We start from the raw sequence: 16,341 nt of genomic DNA on the forward strand, positions 1-16,341 counted from the left end.
TATTTCATGACCGCTATTTTTGGAATAGTGGTCATTTTTTATGTTTACACCTTGTATGATATACTAAAAACTGTTTATAATGCACACTTTGCATTGTAATTGGTACAAAGAAGATATATACTTATCTTATCCTGGAGAGCAAAGGAGTGGGAGGAATGGCTGCTTCCATCGTATCTCTACGGAATGTGGAGAAATGGTACGGCAACAACCATGTCGTCAAAGACATGAACCTGGAGATCGAAGAGGGAGAATTTCTTACGCTGCTGGGACCGTCCGGCTGCGGGAAGACCACGACCCTGCGTATGATCGCAGGTTTTGAAGACGCCACAGAGGGCAGCATTGAGGTCCAGGGCGTCCGTGTGGAGGAGAAGGAGCCCTTCCAGCGGGACGTGAACACGGTCTTTCAGAACTATTCACTCTTCCCGCACATGACGGTGTATGACAACGTGGCCTATGGCCCGACCATCCGCAAGATGCCCAAGGATGAAATCCGCCGTCGGGTGACCGAGATGCTGGAGCTCGTGCAGATGGCCAACTACGAAAAGCGCAAGCCGGAGGCCCTGTCCGGCGGCCAGAAGCAACGCATCGCCATTGCCCGGGCGCTTATCAACAATCCCCGGGTCCTGTTGTTGGACGAACCTCTAGGGGCACTGGACCTGAAGCTGCGCAAGCAGATGCAGATCGAGCTTAAGCGCCTTCAGAAGAAGCTGGGCATTACCTTTGTCTATGTCACCCATGACCAGGAGGAAGCCATGACCATGTCCGACCGCATTGCGGTCATGCGGGACGGGGTCATTCTCCAAATGGGCGCCCCGATGGAAATCTATGAGCGGCCAGCGACCCGGTTTGTAGCTGACTTCATTGGCGAATCCAATGTGCTGGAGGGCAGGGTGACCGGTGTGAAGGAGGGGGTGCTTTCGGTGGAGACCCCTGCGGGGGGCGTCCGGTGCCGGGGCCAGGGCTTTGGGGTGGGTGACGCGCTGTGCGTGGCCATCCGGCCCGAGTACCTCCGTATTTCCAGGGAACCGGTGGATGGGTTTTCCCTGCCTGCAACGGTAAAGGACTTCATCTATATGGGCGCTCTGATCAAGACCAGTCTGGACCTAAAGAATGGACAGGAGGTCAAGCTCTCCCGGCTGGAGGCCGATTCCTCTCTGCGGGAGGGGGACGCGGTGCATCTCTGGTGGGAGGCGGAGAAAGCGGTCGCTATCCATGACGACTCCAGGCAGGGCGCGGTCCGGGAGGCGGCGGTATGCTGAAGCGCAAAGGAACGCGCCGCGGGAAAAAGAGGCACAGCCGCCTGCCCATGTTGGCGCAGGCGGGTCCCGTCTCCCTATGGATGATTCTTTTTGTTACCATTCCCATGCTCTTTGTCATCTACATCAGCTTTATGACACGGGGCACCTTCGGCGGAGTGGAATATGTATTCAGCATCGACAGCTATCAGACGCTGCTGGATGTGATCTATTTCAAAGTCATTGCCAAGAGCTTTCGGGTGGCCGTGGTGACCACGGTGCTGTGCCTGCTGGTGGGCTATCCCTTTGCGTACTATATTGCCCGCAAGCCGCCTGAGGTGGCCTCCCGCCTCATTATGCTCATCATGATCCCCTTCTGGACCAATTCACTGATGCGGCTGAACGCCTGGATGCTGCTGTTTCAGGTCAACGGTCCGGTGAATCATGCGCTGATGGCCCTGGGGCTGACGCCTGAGCCCATAAAGTTCATTTACACCGATTGGCTGGTCATGCTGGGTCTGATTACCAATATGCTGCCCTTTGCGGTCCTCCCCATGTACGCCTCCATCGAAAAGCTGCAGAAGTCGATGCTGGAGGCCTCGGCAGATCTGGGGGCAAAGCCGTCGGTCACCTTCCTACGGGTGACCCTCCCTCTGACCTTCCCTGGTATTTTCTCTGCCATCATCCTTACCTTTATCCCTGCGCTGGGCATTTACACCGTGACCGATATGCTGGGCGGCGGTAAGGTGCTCTACATCGGCAACATCATCAAAAACCAGTTCGGCGCCATCCGAAACTGGCCTTTGGGCGCGGCGCTGAGTGTGCTGCTGCTGGCGATTACTGCGCTGCTCATCTTCGTTTACATGCGCTTTGCCAAACTTGAGGATATGGAGGTGGTATAACGTGACAAAGAACAAGCGGCTCCTCCGCCGGAAAGCGGTGCGGATTCTAAGCAACCTCTACGCCGTGCTGATCTATTCCATCTTCTATATCCCGGTAGCGGTAATGATCCTATTTTCCTTCAACGACGCCAAACGAAACTACTACTGGCAAGGGTTTACCACCGAGTGGTATGGTAAGCTGTTCTCCTTTGCAAATACCGACTTGTGGGACGCGCTGCTCTATTCGCTGATCATCGCCGTGCTGGCCACCCTGATCAGCGTGACCATCGGCGTTTTGGGTGGGATCGGGCTGAAAAAGTTCGAGTTTCGGACCAAGCGCTTTATCAACATGATGATCTATGTGCCCATTATCGTGCCCGAGATCGTGCTGGCGGTGGCGATGCTGATCATTTTTATGACAGTGGGCATCCGTCTGGGCATGGGCACTATCCTCATCGGCCACTGCACCTTCTGCATCCCTTATGCTGTGGTCACCATCAAGGGGCGTATCACCGGCGACAGTGAGACGCTGCAGGAGGCGTCCATGGATTTGGGGGCCAATCGGTTCCAGACATTCTGGAGAGTTACGGTGCCCAGCATTATGCCCGGCATTCTTTCCTCCGCCTTTCTGGCGTTCACCCTGTCCATCGACGACGTGGTCATGTCCAATATGCTGGCCGGGCCGTCTCAGTCCACCCTTCCGGTGCTCATCCTGTCGCTGAATCGCACCGGAATCACTCCCGACGTCAATGCGCTGACCACCGTGATGGTGGCGCTGATGGTGGCGGGGATGCTGGTGCTCAACGGCGTGCAGCGGCACCTGAAAAAACGCGAAAACCGGCTGGCCGCAGGGGTGGAAACCAAACGCTCATCCGCGCACGCCGCTTGACCGGTCCGGCTGGCGGCGGAAGATATGTAATGATTTTTAGGAGGGAACAACAAAATGAAAAAAGCACTGACTCTGATCCTGGCGCTCGCACTTGCTCTGTCCCTGTGTGCCTGTGGCGGAGCCCCCAAGCCCACCGGCAGCGGAAACGAACCGTCCACCGCCAGCAGTGAGCTGAACATCTTCATGTGGGGCGACTACATCTCCGAGACCCTGATCTCCGACTTTGAGAAGGCGAACAACTGCACCGTCAACCTGAGCTATATGTCCGACAACGCCGACTCCATCACCAAGCTGACCGCCGGTGCTGGTGACAGCTATGACCTGATCATGACCTGCGACGCCTATATGGAATCCCTCATCAAGGGCGGCTATCTGGAAAAGCTGGACCATGAGCAAATTCCCAACGCCGACGCCAATATCAACGAGGCCTATTGGTTTGGCGACAACCGGGACTACTGCGTGCCCTATCTCATGAACTATATCTATATCGTGTACGATACCGAGCGCTGCCCCATCGACATCACCTGCTACAACGACCTAATCCGGCCGGAGATGGCCGGCCAGATTGGCAGCATTGACGGTGCGCGCAACCTGTTCCCCATGGCCCTGATCGCGCTGGGCTATGATCCCAACTCCACCAAGGAAAGCGAGATCAAAGAGGCCTATGAGTGGCTGACCAAGTTCAACAAAAACGTGGTCGCCTATGGCGCCACCCAGGAAAACATCGTAAACGGCACCATCTCCTGTATGCTGACCTATGACGGGAATGCCTCCTGGGCCATGAACGAGCTGGGTGCGAACAACACTCTGACCATCGCTCCCTTTACGAACGACCCGGTACAGTTGGGCTTTGACCTGTTTGTAGTACCCAAGGGCGCCAAGCATATCGACCTGGCCCATAAGTTCCTCAATTACATCTGCGAGCCTGCGGTTATGGCCGCCAACCTGGTAGACTTCCCCTATTCCTGTCCCAACGACGCCGCCGTGGCCGCCGCCAGCGAAGCGTACCGCAACGACCCTGCCTTCGATTTCGACTATAAGACCAACATCTTCTTCCAAAAAGATGTGGGCGACGCGCTGGCCATCTATGACCAGTATTATCAGATGCTGAAGGTCGGCGAATGATCAATCCGCGCGAAGGCTGATATCACAAAGGCCCTCGGCAAAGAGGAGAGAAGTATTCATGGTAAAATTTGAGGAAGAAAGGTTTTTGGACAATGTGCGCGGCGCCCTGGCGCTCAGAGGACAGATCGAGGCGATCGTGGACGCGGCGGACGGTCAGTGCGACAACCTGTGTTGGCTGGGCATCGGCGGGACATGGGCGAGCTGCCTTCAGACCACGGTACACATGAAGGAGCACAGCGCCATGGAGGTGTTCGCCCTCAACGCCGCCGAGTACAACACCACCGGCGACCGGCGGGTGGGCGCGCGGACCTTCGTGGTCATCTCGTCGGTGACAGGTACTACGGAGGAGATGTGCACGGCGGTGGAAAAGCTCCACGCCGCCGGCGCCCGGGTGCTGGGGTTCATCGACAAGGAGGACTCCCCCCTGGCCCGGGCGGTGGACTGGTGCATCAGCTTCCCCCACAACGAGCAACTGAAATTCTTCATGACGGCGGACCGGTTCATGTTCCTCCGGGGTGAGTTCAAAGACTACGACCGCTACTACGCCCAACTGGACGCCTGTCTGCCGGAGGGCCTGGCTGCGGCGGAGAAGGCCGCCGACGAGTTTGGCCGCTCCTTCGCTAAGGCGCACATGAACGACAAGCTCCACTATTTCGTGGGCGCAGGCACCCTTTACGGCGCCACCTACTCCTATGCCATGTGTTACTGGGAGGAAATGCACTGGATCCGAACCAAATCCATTCACGCAGCGGAGTTCTTCCACGGGATGCTGGAGATCGTAGACCGGGATACTCCGGTGACCGTGTTTGTTGGAGAGGACTCCCAGCGTGAGCTGGCTCTGCGGGTGGCCCACTTCCTGCCCAAGGTCTGCGACAATTTCTGCGTGATCGACACGGCGGATTACCCCCTGGAGGGCATCGACCTGGAATACCGCGGCAACCTCAGCCACCTGCTGATGCATGCGGTGACCAACCGCATCGACGCCCATCTGGAGGCGCTGTCCGGACACGATATGAAGCTGCGGCGCTATTACCGCCAGATGGAATATTGATGCTGACCGCGGGGCGGAGGACTCTCCTCCGCCCCGCGCCCATTACGGAGGAAACATGAAATTCGGACTGTTTACCTGTGGATATCAGCGCGCCGCACTGGAAGATGCGTTTGCAGACGCCGTCCGTTTCGGATATGATTATATCGAGCTCTGGGGCGGGCGGCCCCACGGGTTTGCCCCGGATCTGCTTTCTGATGATGGAGCGGAGATCCGTGGGCTGATCCAGCGCTTTGGGATGCCGGTGAGGGTCTATACCCCGGAGCACAACGCCTACCCCTACAACTATATGCTGGGCAGCCGGCGGCAGTGGGAGGACAGCATGGAGTACCTGGAGTCTGCCATCCGGGCCGGAGCTGCCATTGGAGCGGAGTATACACTCGTTTCCCTGGGACACAGCGGCGGCCTCCCGCTCCAGGAGAGGACGCGGCGCCTGGAGCGCAGTCTGCTCCGCCTGGCAGACGCGGCACAGCGTCTGGGTCATGCCCTGGTGGTGGAGAACCTGACCCCCTGGGAGTCGGACACCTGTACCAACTTGGCTTCCTATGCCGCACTGCTGGAGCGCCTGGACCATCCTGCCCTTTGCGGCATGTGCGATGTGGTGGTGCCCTTTGTCCAAGGGGAGGACCCGGCGGATTATCCCCGCCGCCTGGGGAGCCGGATGCGGCATCTCCATCTGGTGGATTCCGATGGGATCAGCGAGACCCATCTGGTGCCCGGCGAGGGAATGATGCCGCTGGGCCGGGTGCTGCGGGACATCCGCGCGGCGGGCTATGACGGCGCCGCCACCCTGGAACTGGTAACCCACTATATTGACGCCCCCTCCCGGTATGCGCGGCTGGCGCTAGAGCGGACAAAGGAGCTGATGGTATGAAGATTGCCTGCGTAGGCGATAACTGCGTGGATTATTACGACAACACCGGCGAGGTGTTTCCCGGCGGGAACCCGGTCAATGTGGCGGTCTACGTCCGCCGTATGGGCGGGCAGTCCGCCTATCTCGGCGCGGTAGGAACCGACGCATACGGCGGGCTGATCCTCCAGGCGCTGGAAGAAAAGGGCGTGGATGTGCACCGGGTGAAGCGCCTGCCCGGAGCCACCGCGCTCAGCCACGTCTGTCTCATCAATGGTGAGCGGGTGTTCGGCGACTACGACGAGGGAGTGATGGCGCAGTTCGCCCTCACTCCCGGTGATGTGGAGTTCCTCTGCTCCTATGACCTGGTGGTATCCGGGCTGTGGGGGAGAGTAGAAAAGAGCCTGGCCCAGATCGCGGCCCGAGGGGTGCCGGTCGCCTTCGACTGCTCGGAGCGGCCGGAGGATGAGGCTGCACAAATCGCCCTCCCCCATACCACGCTGGCCTTTTTCTCCGATGATGCCAGCGATTTGAAACGCCTGAAGGAGCGGATACTGGCTGTGGCGGCCCTGGGCCCCCGTGTGGTAGTCGCAACCCGGGGCGAAAAGGGCAGCGTGGCCTTTGAAGGCACGGCGTTCCACACACAGGGGGTTCTGCCCTGCGTGGTGAAAGATACCATGGGGGCAGGGGACAGCTACATCGCCGGGTTCCTGATGGAATACCTGCGGGGAAAGGACATTCCTGCCTGCATGGCCGCCGGCGCGGCCAGCAGCGCCGTGACCCTGGGCTATGTTGGCGCATGGTGATTTCGGTCATTTGGGATTGTCGAGTGCCCTTTGATTGCGAGAGGAAAGGCCCCGAAAGCATGGAAAGTCAATGCCTTCGGGGCCTCAGCTACTCTTCGCAATCAGCAGATTGTGTGTTCAAGCCACATGATCAGTTTCCCAAGGATGGCTTCACCCGTTGGGATTCCAATGCTCGCTCCCTGCGAGAGGGAAAGGCTGGCTTTTTGCAAGGAATGATTTGTGCCAGCGCCCAAGCATCATGGAAGGGTGATGACGGGAGCGAGGTCAGTTTTGTTCCGGGCCGGCGCCGCTGAGCAGGAGCTTGCGCGTGGCGGGGAGCAGGTCGTGCCCCTCCACCTTCTGCACCAGCTTAGCCGCCTTGTCCGAAGCTCCAAGACCCCTCAGCGCCATGCTCCGGTAGGCGGTCAGCAGGTCCCGCCCGGCTTCGTCCAGGTCCTTCCTGGGAAGCTCGCCCAACTGCTTCAGCGCAAGCTCATATTCCCCGGAGAGGATGCGGTAGTGGATCTCGTAGGGCAGGCAGCCGATCTTCATGAGATCGCTCACCTCGGGGAGGGTACGCATGGTCATTGCGTAAGCGCCGTCGGCGCCCTCCCGGTCCCCGAGCTGGAGGTGGGCCCGCAGAAGTTGGGTCCAGTAGACCAGCCGCAAGGTGGGGTTGGGCATCTTCTCCGGCGGCGGGAGCCGGCGCAGAAGGGCCAGCGCCTCACCATTGTCCCAGTTTGCCAGCAGGGCGGTACACAGATTGAGCTGGGCGGTGAGCTTGAGCTCTGGATGGCGTAGCTTGTCCGCCCGCGCCCGCTGACCAGGGATGTACGCCGCAGGACCGTCCGCCCCCTTGATCTCCAGCAGGCGGCGGTTTTCCTCCTGGAAGAAGGCAATCCACTCCTTCTTCTGCCTGGCCCGAATGACGTAGACCAGAATCAGTACCACTACGCCGGCTACCAGCAGACCGGCGGCCAGGGGCGTGCGCTCGTTGAGATATACGGTGAACAGGGCCACCACCAGAGCGACGGCCAGTGCGCCCGGCACCCGTGCATAGCGCCGGGGGATAGGGAACAGATCGAGCAGCATGGGCGGCCGCCTCCTTTCAGGGTCGGGTTCAGGCAATGATAGCGGCCAAAGACAGCAGTTGGGTCACAATCCAGCTGGACGCATAGTAGGTCATGAACTGAACGCCAGTGTGGACGCCGAACTCGGAATGCAGAAAACCGCCCACCAGGCCGATGGTCAGGGCCAGGAACACGCCCAAGATACCGGCCTCATAGAAGGCCAGCATGACCACCAGGCCGCAGAACGCGCCGATGAGGGCTTCGTGACTGATGGCGCGGAGCATCAGCTCGGTCCAGGAGCGGGCCTTGTGCATGGCGATGGGGTAGGCCACCAGGGCGCCGCCGATCAGGCCGATGATGCCGAAGATGATGTAGTCGGGGATGGTCAGAAGCTGGGACAGGTTGTTTCCGACCTCAAATCGGGGCAGACAGGAGAACAGGGGGGCGGCAGGACCGGCGGCCACGCCGCCGATGGCTACGCCGCCCAGGCCCAGCAGGGGGATAATCAGACCGGCGATGTAGGTGGCGTTGGAGGTGGAGTCCTCCACCGCCAGACAGGTGGACACCCGGTCATACAGCTCCTTACACTGTCCGGCGGAGGCCTCGCCGCTGAGAACGGTCATGCCTACGGGGCTCATGGTGAAGCCCACGCAGGAGACGGCGGACCATGCAGCGCTCAGGGCAATCTGTTTCTTGGTCAACTGCTTGAAGGGATTGGGGAAGAAGGACAGCTTCTGCTTGGAGTCAGGAGCCAGCCAGGTCTCGTTGGGGGTGTCGGTGGAAAAATTTTTACGGCGGCTGGGAATCAGGGAGCCAAAGAGCTCGTAGATCATGGGGCCGATGGTGATGCCCATGAAGATGGAGGTAAACACGGTGGAACCGTGGCCCTCAATGGCGATGCGCTGGAGGGCCTGGATGAAGATGGCGAAGGGGATGATGGCGGCCACCGCGCCCCACTTGGCGCTGGAGATAAAAGCGATGAGTACGGCGCAGATGGTAAAGATCAGGCCGGAGTACTGGGCGATGATGCCGCCCAAAGGGGACAGGAGCAAGGCCACGATCAGAGCCAGGGGGAGCACAAAGATGGTGCCCACCAGGGAGCCGGAGGCCATCTTGCGCATGGCCATGTGAGGTACGCCCAAACGTTTGGCGATGGAGCAGTTGAGCACCATGGGCACCGCCATGGTGCTGCCCGGAAGGGCGGACATGGCGGTGGGGATGGTATGGGAGATCTGAATGGCCACGATAATGCCGATCTCCCAGGCAAAGAGCGCGCCTGCGGGCAGGCCGGCCAGCACCAGGATGATTGTGATGGGCACCATGGTGGCAGTCTCATCGGTGCCGGGGATGATGCCGATGAGGGTATACAGTAGACCACCGACGACGGCGGCGACAATGGCAATCAAGATTTCTGTCATGTTCAGTTGCCCTCCTTCCTGTGAATCTTCTGCCGGTACTCAGGCTTGAAGTTGTCACAGTCCTCGGGGATGAGGGACAGCAGGGAGTAGAGCTCCAGATTCTCCATCTCCCGAATGACCTCCTTGCTGACATGGCGAAGGGCCTCCGACTCCTCCTCCATGGTCATGCCTGCGACTTTGAGAATATCCTCGATGTTTTCGGACTGGGATTCCACCATGATCTTCCGCTTGGGCTTGAACGTTTTGGCGCAGATGGCCGCGCCCAGGAAGGTGCCCACGATGCCTACCAGAAGGGAGTAGCCCTTTGCCAGTGCGGGGTCCAGAGATTGGATTTGGAGCAGGCCGGCCCTGCCGGCCAAGTAAAACACCATCGTCAGGATAACACAGATGACGGCTGAGATCGCCAGCTCCTTGAGCACGACGGTATCGCCCCAGACAAACATGTACTTGCCCACATGATCCTTGCTTTTTTCCATGCTGAAACCTCCTTCTCTTTTCTGGCGGCCCCGCGAAGGATGCAGGTCCCTCGCGGGACCGCCCCGGTATGAGCGTCTTGCTTCGCGCTGTGATTGGGATGGCTTTGTCTACTGGTACTGTTTCATGAGCTCCTGGGCGTACTCCAGGCGGACGTTCTTTTCGGCGACCATCTGCTTGACGATCCGTTCCAGCACTTCGCCCTTGGCCCCGGCGGTGGCGGCCAGGTTGCGGGCGTGGAGGGACATGTGCCCGCGCTGGATGCCCTCGGTGGCCAGGGCCTTGATGGCGGCCATGTTCTGGGCCAGGCCCACGGCAGCGATGATCTGGGCCAGCTCGCTGGCGGTCTTGACCCCCAGCATCTTCACTGCCACCTTGGCGGCGGGGTGGATCTTGGTGGCGCCGCCCACCAGACCCACGGCCATGGGCATCTCGATGGAGCCCACCAGGTCGCCGTCGGCGTTCTTTTCCCAGGTGGCGAAGGGGGAGTAGTGCCCGCTGCGGGCTGCGTAGGCGTGGGCCCCCGACTCGATGGCCCGGGTGTCGTTGCCGGTGGCGATGACCACGGGAATGACGCCGTTCATGATCCCCTTGTTGTTGGTGGCGGCCCGGTAGGGGTCGGCGGCGGCGAAGGCGTAGGCGGCGATCATTTTGTCCACGACTTCTTCTCCGCCCACGGCCTCCTTCTTGAACACGGCCCGGGCGCGGGCCAGACGGCGGTCGGCCAGATTGGAGAGGATGCGCAGCTCCGCGCGGCCGCCGGTCAGCTCCTCCAAGAAGGGGGCCACGGCCTCGGCCATGGTGTTGACCGCGTTGGCGCCCATGGCGTCCCCAGTGTCCACCAGAAGGTGGACGATGACCATGGGCCCCACGATGGAGTCCAGGATGCGCACCTCCACGTCCTTGACGCCGCCGCCCAGGCTCACCAGCACAGGGTCCTTTGCGTTGCAGATCTCCGCGATCTGCGCCTTGTGCTCCAGGATCTTGCCCTTGGCGTAATGGGGAGTGGGCACGTCCAGAAGTTGAATCTGGGAGATCATGATGTTGCCGGTGTAGTCGGTGGTGAAGCCGCCGCCGGGCCGGGCCATCTTGGCGGCGTTGGAGCAGGCGGCCAGGACGGAGGGTTCCTCAGAGGCCATGGGGATGACGTAATCCTTGCCGTTGATCACGAAGTTGATGGCCACGCCCAGGGGATAGGTATAGCGGCCGATGACGTTCTCGATCATATGGTCGGCCTTGTCCATATCCAGAGAGTTGGCGTCCTTGAGAATGGCCTGTTCTTCTTGGGTCAGGCCGCAGAACTCGGCCACCTCCTTCATACGTTCCTCGGTGGAAAGCTTAAAGAATCCGGAATAGCTGCTGGTTTTCATATGGCGTTTCCTCCTTGCGTCATTCAGCGTTGGGGTGCGGTCACTGGATATGGCTGGTGAACGAATCCAGCCGACGGCCCAAGATGCGTTCCAGCATGCGGCAGATCTGATAGCATTTGTGCTCGTCCACGCCGGTCTCTACGCCCATGCCGTTGAGCATGGTCACGAAGTCGCAGGTCTCCACCAGGCCGGTGCGGCAGTTGTCATAGTAATAGGCTCCGGCACCCTTTACAGGTACGCCGTCCACAATGTTGGCTACCTGCCCACCGATGCCGCCCATGGAGCAGTCAAAGGTGCTCACCCCCGCCTGGGCCGCGGCGTAGTAGGCGGTCATGCCCATGCCGTACACATCGTGGACGTGGAAGGAGTGCATGTTCCGGTCGGGGTATTTTTCCAACACGTTGGAGAAATATTCGTAGACTCGGTCGGGTGTGGCGGTGCCCTCGGTATCCGAGTGCTCGATTTCGTCAAAACCGATGGAGAAGGTGCGGTCCACGAACTCATAGGCCCGTTCGATGAGCACCTCGCCTTGGACCGGGCAGCCGAAGATGGTGCCTACGTTGGCAAATACGTGCTTTACGCCGTGGTCGTGGAGGAACTTCACGTTCTGCTCTGCCTCCCGGAAAAGCTCCTCGTGGGTGCGGTTCATGTTCTTGCGGGCGTAGGCCTCGCTGGTGGCGAGCTGGCCGCACAGGACCCGGTCGATCTGGGCCCCCTTGTCCAAGGCGTCCACCGTCCGCTCGCAGGCCTTGGTGTTCAGAGCTAGGACGGTGTACTCCACGTCCGTCCGTTTCGGCAGGCCGGCAAGGACATGCTCAATGTCCTTGAATTGCGGGACGTATTTCACATGACTGAAGGTGCCCACCTCGAACCGCCGGAAGCCGGCTTCGATCAGCCTGTTGGCGATCCACAGCTTGGTCTCGGTGGGGAGGAACATCTCCTCATGCTGGATACCGTCCCGCAAAGTGACGTCAATGACGTCGATGTGCTTGGGGAAGGTCAGCGGCATACTGCAAGTCTCCTTTCTGTCAGGGGTTTGGAATTTGGCTGCTGCTTTATAGAACAGCAATCCACGTGCCAAATTTCCTCCACGGGACGAAGCCTTGGGCCACAAAGGATACGCCCGTTGGGGCAAAGGGCTGCCTAGGATGGAGTGCCAATTCTGGCACAAAAGGCAAAAAACAACGGTGCCAAAAATGGCATAGCGCCATTTTTGGCACCGTGGACAGCGGTCAGAGCCGGTGCTGGCTGAGCTTGCGGTAAAAGGTGCGGCGGCTGAGGCCCAGAGCCTCCATGGCGCGTTTTCGGTCGCCGGGGAAGCGGGCCAGGGCGGCGGCGATGACCTGGCGTTCGTGGCGGGCCATTTCCTCGGCCAGGGTGCCGGTTTCCGGCGGGGGAGCGGCCGCCGTCTGGGGGGGTGCCGCAGGGGAGGACTGGGGTAGGGGCTCGAAGGCGACAATCTGCTCGGGCAGGTCCTCCAGGCGGATCACAGGGCCGTGGCTGAGGACGACGACACTCTCAATCACGTTCTGGAGCTGGCGGACGTTGCCCGGCCAGGCGTAAGCCAAAAACCGCTGGTAGACCTCGCCGGAGATGTGCAGGTCTTTGTGGTATTTGCGGTTGTAGACCGACAGGTAGTGGTCCGTGAGCAACAGGATGTCGTTTCCCCGCTCCCGCAGGGGCGGGATGTGAATGGAGACCACGTTGAGCCGGTAGTAGAGGTCCTCTCGGAAGCGGCCCGAGCGGATCATTTCCTCCAGGGGCTGATTGGTGGCGGCGATGATGCGCACGTCAATGGGGATATTTTTCTGGCGGCCCAGCTTTTCGATCTCTCCCTCCTGGAGTACGCGCAGCAGCTTGGCCTGCATGGGCATGGGCATATCGCCGATTTCGTCCAGAAGGAGGGTTCCGCCCTGGGCCAACTGGAATTTGCCCATACTGCCGCCCCGCTTGGCCCCGGTGAAGGCCCCTTCCTCATAGCCAAAGAGTTCGCTCTCAATGAGGGTCTCCGGGATGGCGGAGCAGTTGACGGTGATGAAGGGCTTGTCTTTCCGGGCGCTGTTGTCCCGCAGGATGCGGGTAAACACCTCTTTGCCCACGCCGTTCTCGCCCCGCAGCAGGACCGCCGCGTCGGTCTTGGCCACCGTCACCGCCTTCAGGATGCTGTTGGTGTAAACCTTGCTCTCACCAATCACTTGGCTCTGCTTCAGGACGGTCTCGGCCTCCAACTGGCGGCTGTATTCCTCCGCCACCTGGGAGATGCGCTCCACCTCCTGGTTGAGCTCGTTGAGGCGGGTGATGTCGGTGAAGATGGACATGGCCCCCTGGAACCGGCCGTGAAGGAATGTGGGGTAGACGCGGATGGATACGTACTTGTTGATGCTGCGAATCAACTGCTTTTTCTCCGAGACTGGCCTGTGTGGAGGCTTGAGCACGGTGAGCAGGGCAGAAGAAGGTTCCAAGCGCTGGAGATAGCGCCCGAGCACCCGGCCCACCGGTACTCCCAGGACTTTGGTGTAGGAGGGATTCACGTAGTAGATGCGTCCCTCCCGATCAATGGCGATAACCGCCTCGTCGATCTTGTCCAGGATGGCCATAAACCGCTCCGGGAGCTGGGTGCCGCGCAGGTACTCCAGGAGCTCCCGCTTGACGCTGCCTACGCACTTCCCAGTGCCGTCCACCACCCGCACTAGGGTGTCCTCACGGGGGATGGCGTCCAAGTCCAGATCCAGGGTATTCCCGTCCGCAGGCAGGGCGGATACGGAGACCGTATCCGTCAGCCTGGGGTTCATCACATCCCGCCAGAGCATAGCCATTCCCTCCCTCGTCCGTTTTAGCTCATTGTATCGAAGGGATGGGACGATGTAAAGAGGAAAATCGAAGATGCGACCAGAAACAAGGCCGCCTACCGGGTGGCAGCCGGTCCGACTGTGTTCGGTTCGCGTTCCTCCCTTCCTGCGGCTGGCCGCAGGAAGGGGCAGGCCCGGCTCAGGGCTGCGGGTTCTCGCTTCCCGGGACGCGCTGGTCCTCCTCGGGAAGTTGAGCTGCTTCCGGGTGTTCTCCATCGAATCCGTGCAGTTGGAATAGAAAGGGGCAGCCGGTTGGTGGAGATGCCCGACTTCTCGGCCATGGCGTTGATCTGGTCCCAGCTTGCCCGATCATCGCCCTCAGCACCAGATCGTACAGATCGCCGCACTTGCCCTCGTGAGAGAGCAAGGCCGGTTTGATCTCTCTGCCACGATCTTCTCAAGGCTCAGGAACATCTCCGGGAGCCAAACATCAAAGCGTGCTGTATGGCTTTTGCTTTCTGGTATTTGAGCGAGATGTGCGGCGTCAATCTGCTAGCGATGATTTCAGTTGTTAGAACACTTCATGAGGCTGTCCAAGCCGCATAACACAAGGCCCGCCGGTCAGAGATGACCGGCGGGCGATATTTTGCTCAGATTACCTTTCCCATATCCTCAAGGTTTTAAGCCCTACTTACGTTACTTTCCGATGTACAACTAAATATAAAAGCAACGGTGTACAAGGGGCTACAAGCGGTATAAAGAAACATGTGGTTTGATAGAGTGGAAAAGGGGTCATATTTTCCACTCTATTTTTACATAGTCGCTGGTTGCGCTGATTGATGAAATCAGGCCGTCAGCGGCTTTTCGTTTGTCCTCAAAGCTGATATGCTCCCAATCGTCCAGATACCCGGACAGCAATTCAATCTGCTGGGAGGACAGCGTTTCAACGGACAGGTCGGCAATCGCCTTTGACAGCTTTTTGCGGCGGTCGTCTAAATCCTCGATTTTCTTGTTGGCGTAGGCAAGCAAGGTAGCGTTGGCCCCGGTCAGCGTATCAAGCAGTTTTTCAATCTCGGCCTCTACCTGTGCAAGCTCCACCTGATAGGCGGTAATCTTGGGATTGACTTTTCCCTCGCCGCCCTGGAGCAGCTTGAACTCCCGGAACTTTTCTCCCATAGCGGTAAAAATGAATTGTTCAAACTCATTCTTGCGGAGTGTGCCGCATCCCGGACAGCCTTTGTGGTCGGCTCGCTTGGAACAGCGGAGGTATTCATAGCCGGAGGGGTTATGGGTCGTTTTGAGAGCGTACCCACATTTCCCACATTTGATTTTCCCGGCCAGCCAAGTATTCCGGGCCTTGCGCCCATTCTGGAAGGTGATGTTGGTCATTAGCTTCTTGCGGCACCGGAGCCACACATCCGAAGGGATATGCCAAACGAAGCCACCCAGGACGAACTGCAGCAGGCGGCAAATATTCTGGATAATCTTCTGAAATTCTGATAGCTATTCCGCCAAAGGTGTGGTATATGTTTGTGTCACAAGGAGGCGAAGCCATGAAAAACAAACTGCTCAAAGAGCTGTACGACTGCTTCTATGTGCCGCCGGAACTCCCGGCGCAGAAGAAGGAAATCGAGGAATGCCACCAGGCGCTCATAAAGGTATTGGATAAACCGGAGCGCCGACTGGTGCTTCAGGTCATCGACGCCAAAGATCAAATCGTGGAGGACACCTCCATCGACAGCTTTATCTCTGGATTTACGCTGGCGTGGAAGCTGTCCGCAGAACTGAACAATTACGAAAACGAGCGCTTAGTCTCCTGCCGCACCGGGAGACTGGGCGCTCGTTTCACAATCAAAAAGGAGGAGCCAAAATGAAAAAGAGATTCATCATTACCGCTGCAATTGGCGCCTGTCTCGCCCTGTGTGCCGCTGTGTGGCCGCAGGCTGAAACAGTAGAGAAATCACCACTGCCGAGTGAAACGCCAGCCGTGACCGCCTCACAGCCGACACCTACGGAGCCAGAGAAATTGGTGTTGACTGTGACAACAGAGAAAGAAGTGGTCGAAATACCCGAAGCCGGGCCTGCCCCGGAAACAACCTCCGAGGAGCCAACTACTCCTGAAATAGAAAAGCAAGCTGAAGCGGAGCAGGAACCCGCAACGCCTGCGCAGCCAGAGCCTATCCAGGCACCGCCAGCACAATCGGAACCTGAACCGACACTGGAGCCTGAAGCCAGCGAGAACAGCTCGGAGGATATGGTCTATGTCGAGGGCTTCGGTTGGATAGAAAGCCAGGGACCCAACCAGGTCGAGTATGCCGAGGATATGTACGAGAACGGCAACAAAATCGGCAGCATGGGCTGACCTCAAGAACTGCGCCGCATAAACAATGAAAAAGCCGCGGGAGCG

Annotated in this window: 16 protein-coding genes; 9 read left to right on the top strand and 7 right to left on the bottom strand. The window is 59.3% G+C overall.

Features of this window, described 5'->3' with window-relative positions:
• Window positions 1-155 precede the first annotated feature (155 nt).
• The 7 genes from BN2154_RS05955 to frlD are packed head-to-tail and all read left to right on the top strand — an operon-like array spanning window position 156 to window position 6,834.
• Window positions 156-1,259: an ABC transporter ATP-binding protein gene (locus tag BN2154_RS05955; RefSeq protein ID WP_050617958.1), complete on the top strand. Its 1,104-nt coding sequence runs from the start codon at window positions 156-158 to the stop codon at window positions 1,257-1,259.
• On the top strand, window positions 1,253-2,137 hold the full coding sequence (locus BN2154_RS05960; protein WP_050617959.1) for an ABC transporter permease: 885 nt from the start codon (window positions 1,253-1,255) through the stop codon (window positions 2,135-2,137). The genes BN2154_RS05955 and BN2154_RS05960 overlap by 7 nt, the downstream gene beginning before the upstream one ends.
• A gap of 1 nt (window position 2,138) precedes the next feature.
• Window positions 2,139-3,005 carry an ABC transporter permease gene (locus BN2154_RS05965; protein WP_050617960.1) on the top strand — a complete coding sequence of 289 codons (867 nt, stop codon included), beginning with the start codon at window positions 2,139-2,141 and terminating at the stop codon, window positions 3,003-3,005.
• Between the two features lie 54 nt (window positions 3,006-3,059).
• Window positions 3,060-4,130, top strand: a complete 1,071-nt coding sequence (locus BN2154_RS05970; protein ID WP_050617961.1) for a polyamine ABC transporter substrate-binding protein — start codon at window positions 3,060-3,062, stop codon at window positions 4,128-4,130.
• Between the two features lie 58 nt (window positions 4,131-4,188).
• Complete coding sequence (locus BN2154_RS05975) at window positions 4,189-5,181, top strand: SIS domain-containing protein (protein WP_050617962.1); 993 nt, start codon at window positions 4,189-4,191, stop codon at window positions 5,179-5,181.
• Between the two features lie 55 nt (window positions 5,182-5,236).
• Window positions 5,237-6,052, top strand: a complete 816-nt coding sequence (frlC, locus tag BN2154_RS05980; RefSeq protein WP_050617963.1) for a fructoselysine 3-epimerase — start codon at window positions 5,237-5,239, stop codon at window positions 6,050-6,052.
• Window positions 6,049-6,834, top strand: coding sequence for a fructoselysine 6-kinase (frlD, locus tag BN2154_RS05985; protein ID WP_050617964.1), 786 nt, complete (start codon window positions 6,049-6,051; stop codon window positions 6,832-6,834). Before frlC ends, frlD begins: the two co-directional genes overlap by 4 nt.
• A gap of 264 nt (window positions 6,835-7,098) precedes the next feature.
• Here frlD and BN2154_RS05990 read toward each other — a convergent pair whose 3' ends face one another.
• From BN2154_RS05990 to BN2154_RS06020, 7 genes are all read right to left on the bottom strand, one after another.
• Complete coding sequence (locus BN2154_RS05990; protein WP_050617965.1) at window positions 7,099-7,905, bottom strand: hypothetical protein; 807 nt, start codon at window positions 7,903-7,905, stop codon at window positions 7,099-7,101.
• 28 nt (window positions 7,906-7,933) lie between these two features.
• A complete protein-coding gene (locus BN2154_RS05995) occupies window positions 7,934-9,301 on the bottom strand; it encodes a tripartite tricarboxylate transporter permease (RefSeq protein WP_242853703.1) in 1,368 nt (455 codons plus the stop codon).
• Window positions 9,302-9,303: 2 nt separating this feature from the next.
• Window positions 9,304-9,777: a YrzE family protein gene (locus BN2154_RS06000; protein ID WP_050617967.1), complete on the bottom strand. Its 474-nt coding sequence runs from the start codon at window positions 9,775-9,777 to the stop codon at window positions 9,304-9,306.
• Window positions 9,778-9,885: 108 nt separating this feature from the next.
• Window positions 9,886-11,256 (bottom strand): hydroxymethylglutaryl-CoA reductase, degradative, encoded by a 1,371-nt coding sequence (locus tag BN2154_RS06005; RefSeq protein WP_368013998.1) that lies wholly within the window; start codon window positions 11,254-11,256, stop codon window positions 9,886-9,888.
• Window positions 11,186-12,154 carry a beta/alpha barrel domain-containing protein gene (locus BN2154_RS06010; RefSeq protein WP_050617969.1) on the bottom strand — a complete coding sequence of 323 codons (969 nt, stop codon included), beginning with the start codon at window positions 12,152-12,154 and terminating at the stop codon, window positions 11,186-11,188. Before BN2154_RS06010 ends, BN2154_RS06005 begins: the two co-directional genes overlap by 71 nt.
• Window positions 12,155-12,377: 223 nt before the next feature.
• Window positions 12,378-13,955, bottom strand: a complete 1,578-nt coding sequence (locus BN2154_RS06015; protein WP_050617970.1) for a sigma-54 interaction domain-containing protein — start codon at window positions 13,953-13,955, stop codon at window positions 12,378-12,380.
• 771 nt (window positions 13,956-14,726) lie between these two features.
• Complete coding sequence (locus BN2154_RS06020; RefSeq protein WP_242853704.1) at window positions 14,727-15,323, bottom strand: recombinase zinc ribbon domain-containing protein; 597 nt, start codon at window positions 15,321-15,323, stop codon at window positions 14,727-14,729.
• 164 nt (window positions 15,324-15,487) lie between these two features.
• Here BN2154_RS06020 and BN2154_RS06025 point away from each other — a divergent pair, with 164 nt between their 5' ends.
• Together BN2154_RS06025 and BN2154_RS06030 are read left to right on the top strand one after the other, a co-directional pair.
• Window positions 15,488-15,808 carry a DUF6809 family protein gene (locus BN2154_RS06025; protein WP_050617971.1) on the top strand — a complete coding sequence of 107 codons (321 nt, stop codon included), beginning with the start codon at window positions 15,488-15,490 and terminating at the stop codon, window positions 15,806-15,808.
• Entirely contained in the window at window positions 15,805-16,296 is a 492-nt protein-coding gene (locus BN2154_RS06030) for a DUF6550 family protein (RefSeq protein WP_050617972.1), read from the top strand. The genes BN2154_RS06025 and BN2154_RS06030 overlap by 4 nt, the downstream gene beginning before the upstream one ends.
• The last annotated feature ends 45 nt before the right edge of the window (window positions 16,297-16,341 follow it).

The sequence above is a fragment of the Intestinimonas massiliensis (ex Afouda et al. 2020) genome (genome assembly GCF_001244995.1).
GTDB lineage: Bacteria > Bacillota > Clostridia > Oscillospirales > Oscillospiraceae > Intestinimonas > Intestinimonas massiliensis.

What these genes read in the sequence shown, in the direction of transcription:
- BN2154_RS06030 (WP_050617972.1), top strand. Translation starts at nt 15,805, where the DNA reads ATGAAAAAGAGATTCATCATTACCGCTGCAATTGGCGCCTGTCTCGCC.
- BN2154_RS05990 (WP_050617965.1), bottom strand. Translation starts at nt 7,905, where the DNA reads ATGCTGCTCGATCTGTTCCCTATCCCCCGGCGCTATGCACGGGTGCCG.
- frlD (WP_050617964.1), top strand. Translation starts at nt 6,049, where the DNA reads ATGAAGATTGCCTGCGTAGGCGATAACTGCGTGGATTATTACGACAAC.
- frlC (WP_050617963.1), top strand. Translation starts at nt 5,237, where the DNA reads ATGAAATTCGGACTGTTTACCTGTGGATATCAGCGCGCCGCACTGGAA.
- BN2154_RS05995 (WP_242853703.1), bottom strand. Translation starts at nt 9,301, where the DNA reads ATGACAGAAATCTTGATTGCCATTGTCGCCGCCGTCGTCGGTGGTCTA.
- BN2154_RS06025 (WP_050617971.1), top strand. Translation starts at nt 15,488, where the DNA reads ATGAAAAACAAACTGCTCAAAGAGCTGTACGACTGCTTCTATGTGCCG.
- BN2154_RS05975 (WP_050617962.1), top strand. Translation starts at nt 4,189, where the DNA reads ATGGTAAAATTTGAGGAAGAAAGGTTTTTGGACAATGTGCGCGGCGCC.
- BN2154_RS06015 (WP_050617970.1), bottom strand. Translation starts at nt 13,955, where the DNA reads ATGCTCTGGCGGGATGTGATGAACCCCAGGCTGACGGATACGGTCTCC.
- BN2154_RS06010 (WP_050617969.1), bottom strand. Translation starts at nt 12,154, where the DNA reads ATGCCGCTGACCTTCCCCAAGCACATCGACGTCATTGACGTCACTTTG.
- BN2154_RS05970 (WP_050617961.1), top strand. Translation starts at nt 3,060, where the DNA reads ATGAAAAAAGCACTGACTCTGATCCTGGCGCTCGCACTTGCTCTGTCC.
- BN2154_RS05960 (WP_050617959.1), top strand. Translation starts at nt 1,253, where the DNA reads ATGCTGAAGCGCAAAGGAACGCGCCGCGGGAAAAAGAGGCACAGCCGC.
- BN2154_RS06000 (WP_050617967.1), bottom strand. Translation starts at nt 9,777, where the DNA reads ATGGAAAAAAGCAAGGATCATGTGGGCAAGTACATGTTTGTCTGGGGC.
- BN2154_RS05955 (WP_050617958.1), top strand. Translation starts at nt 156, where the DNA reads ATGGCTGCTTCCATCGTATCTCTACGGAATGTGGAGAAATGGTACGGC.
- BN2154_RS06020 (WP_242853704.1), bottom strand. Translation starts at nt 15,323, where the DNA reads ATGACCAACATCACCTTCCAGAATGGGCGCAAGGCCCGGAATACTTGG.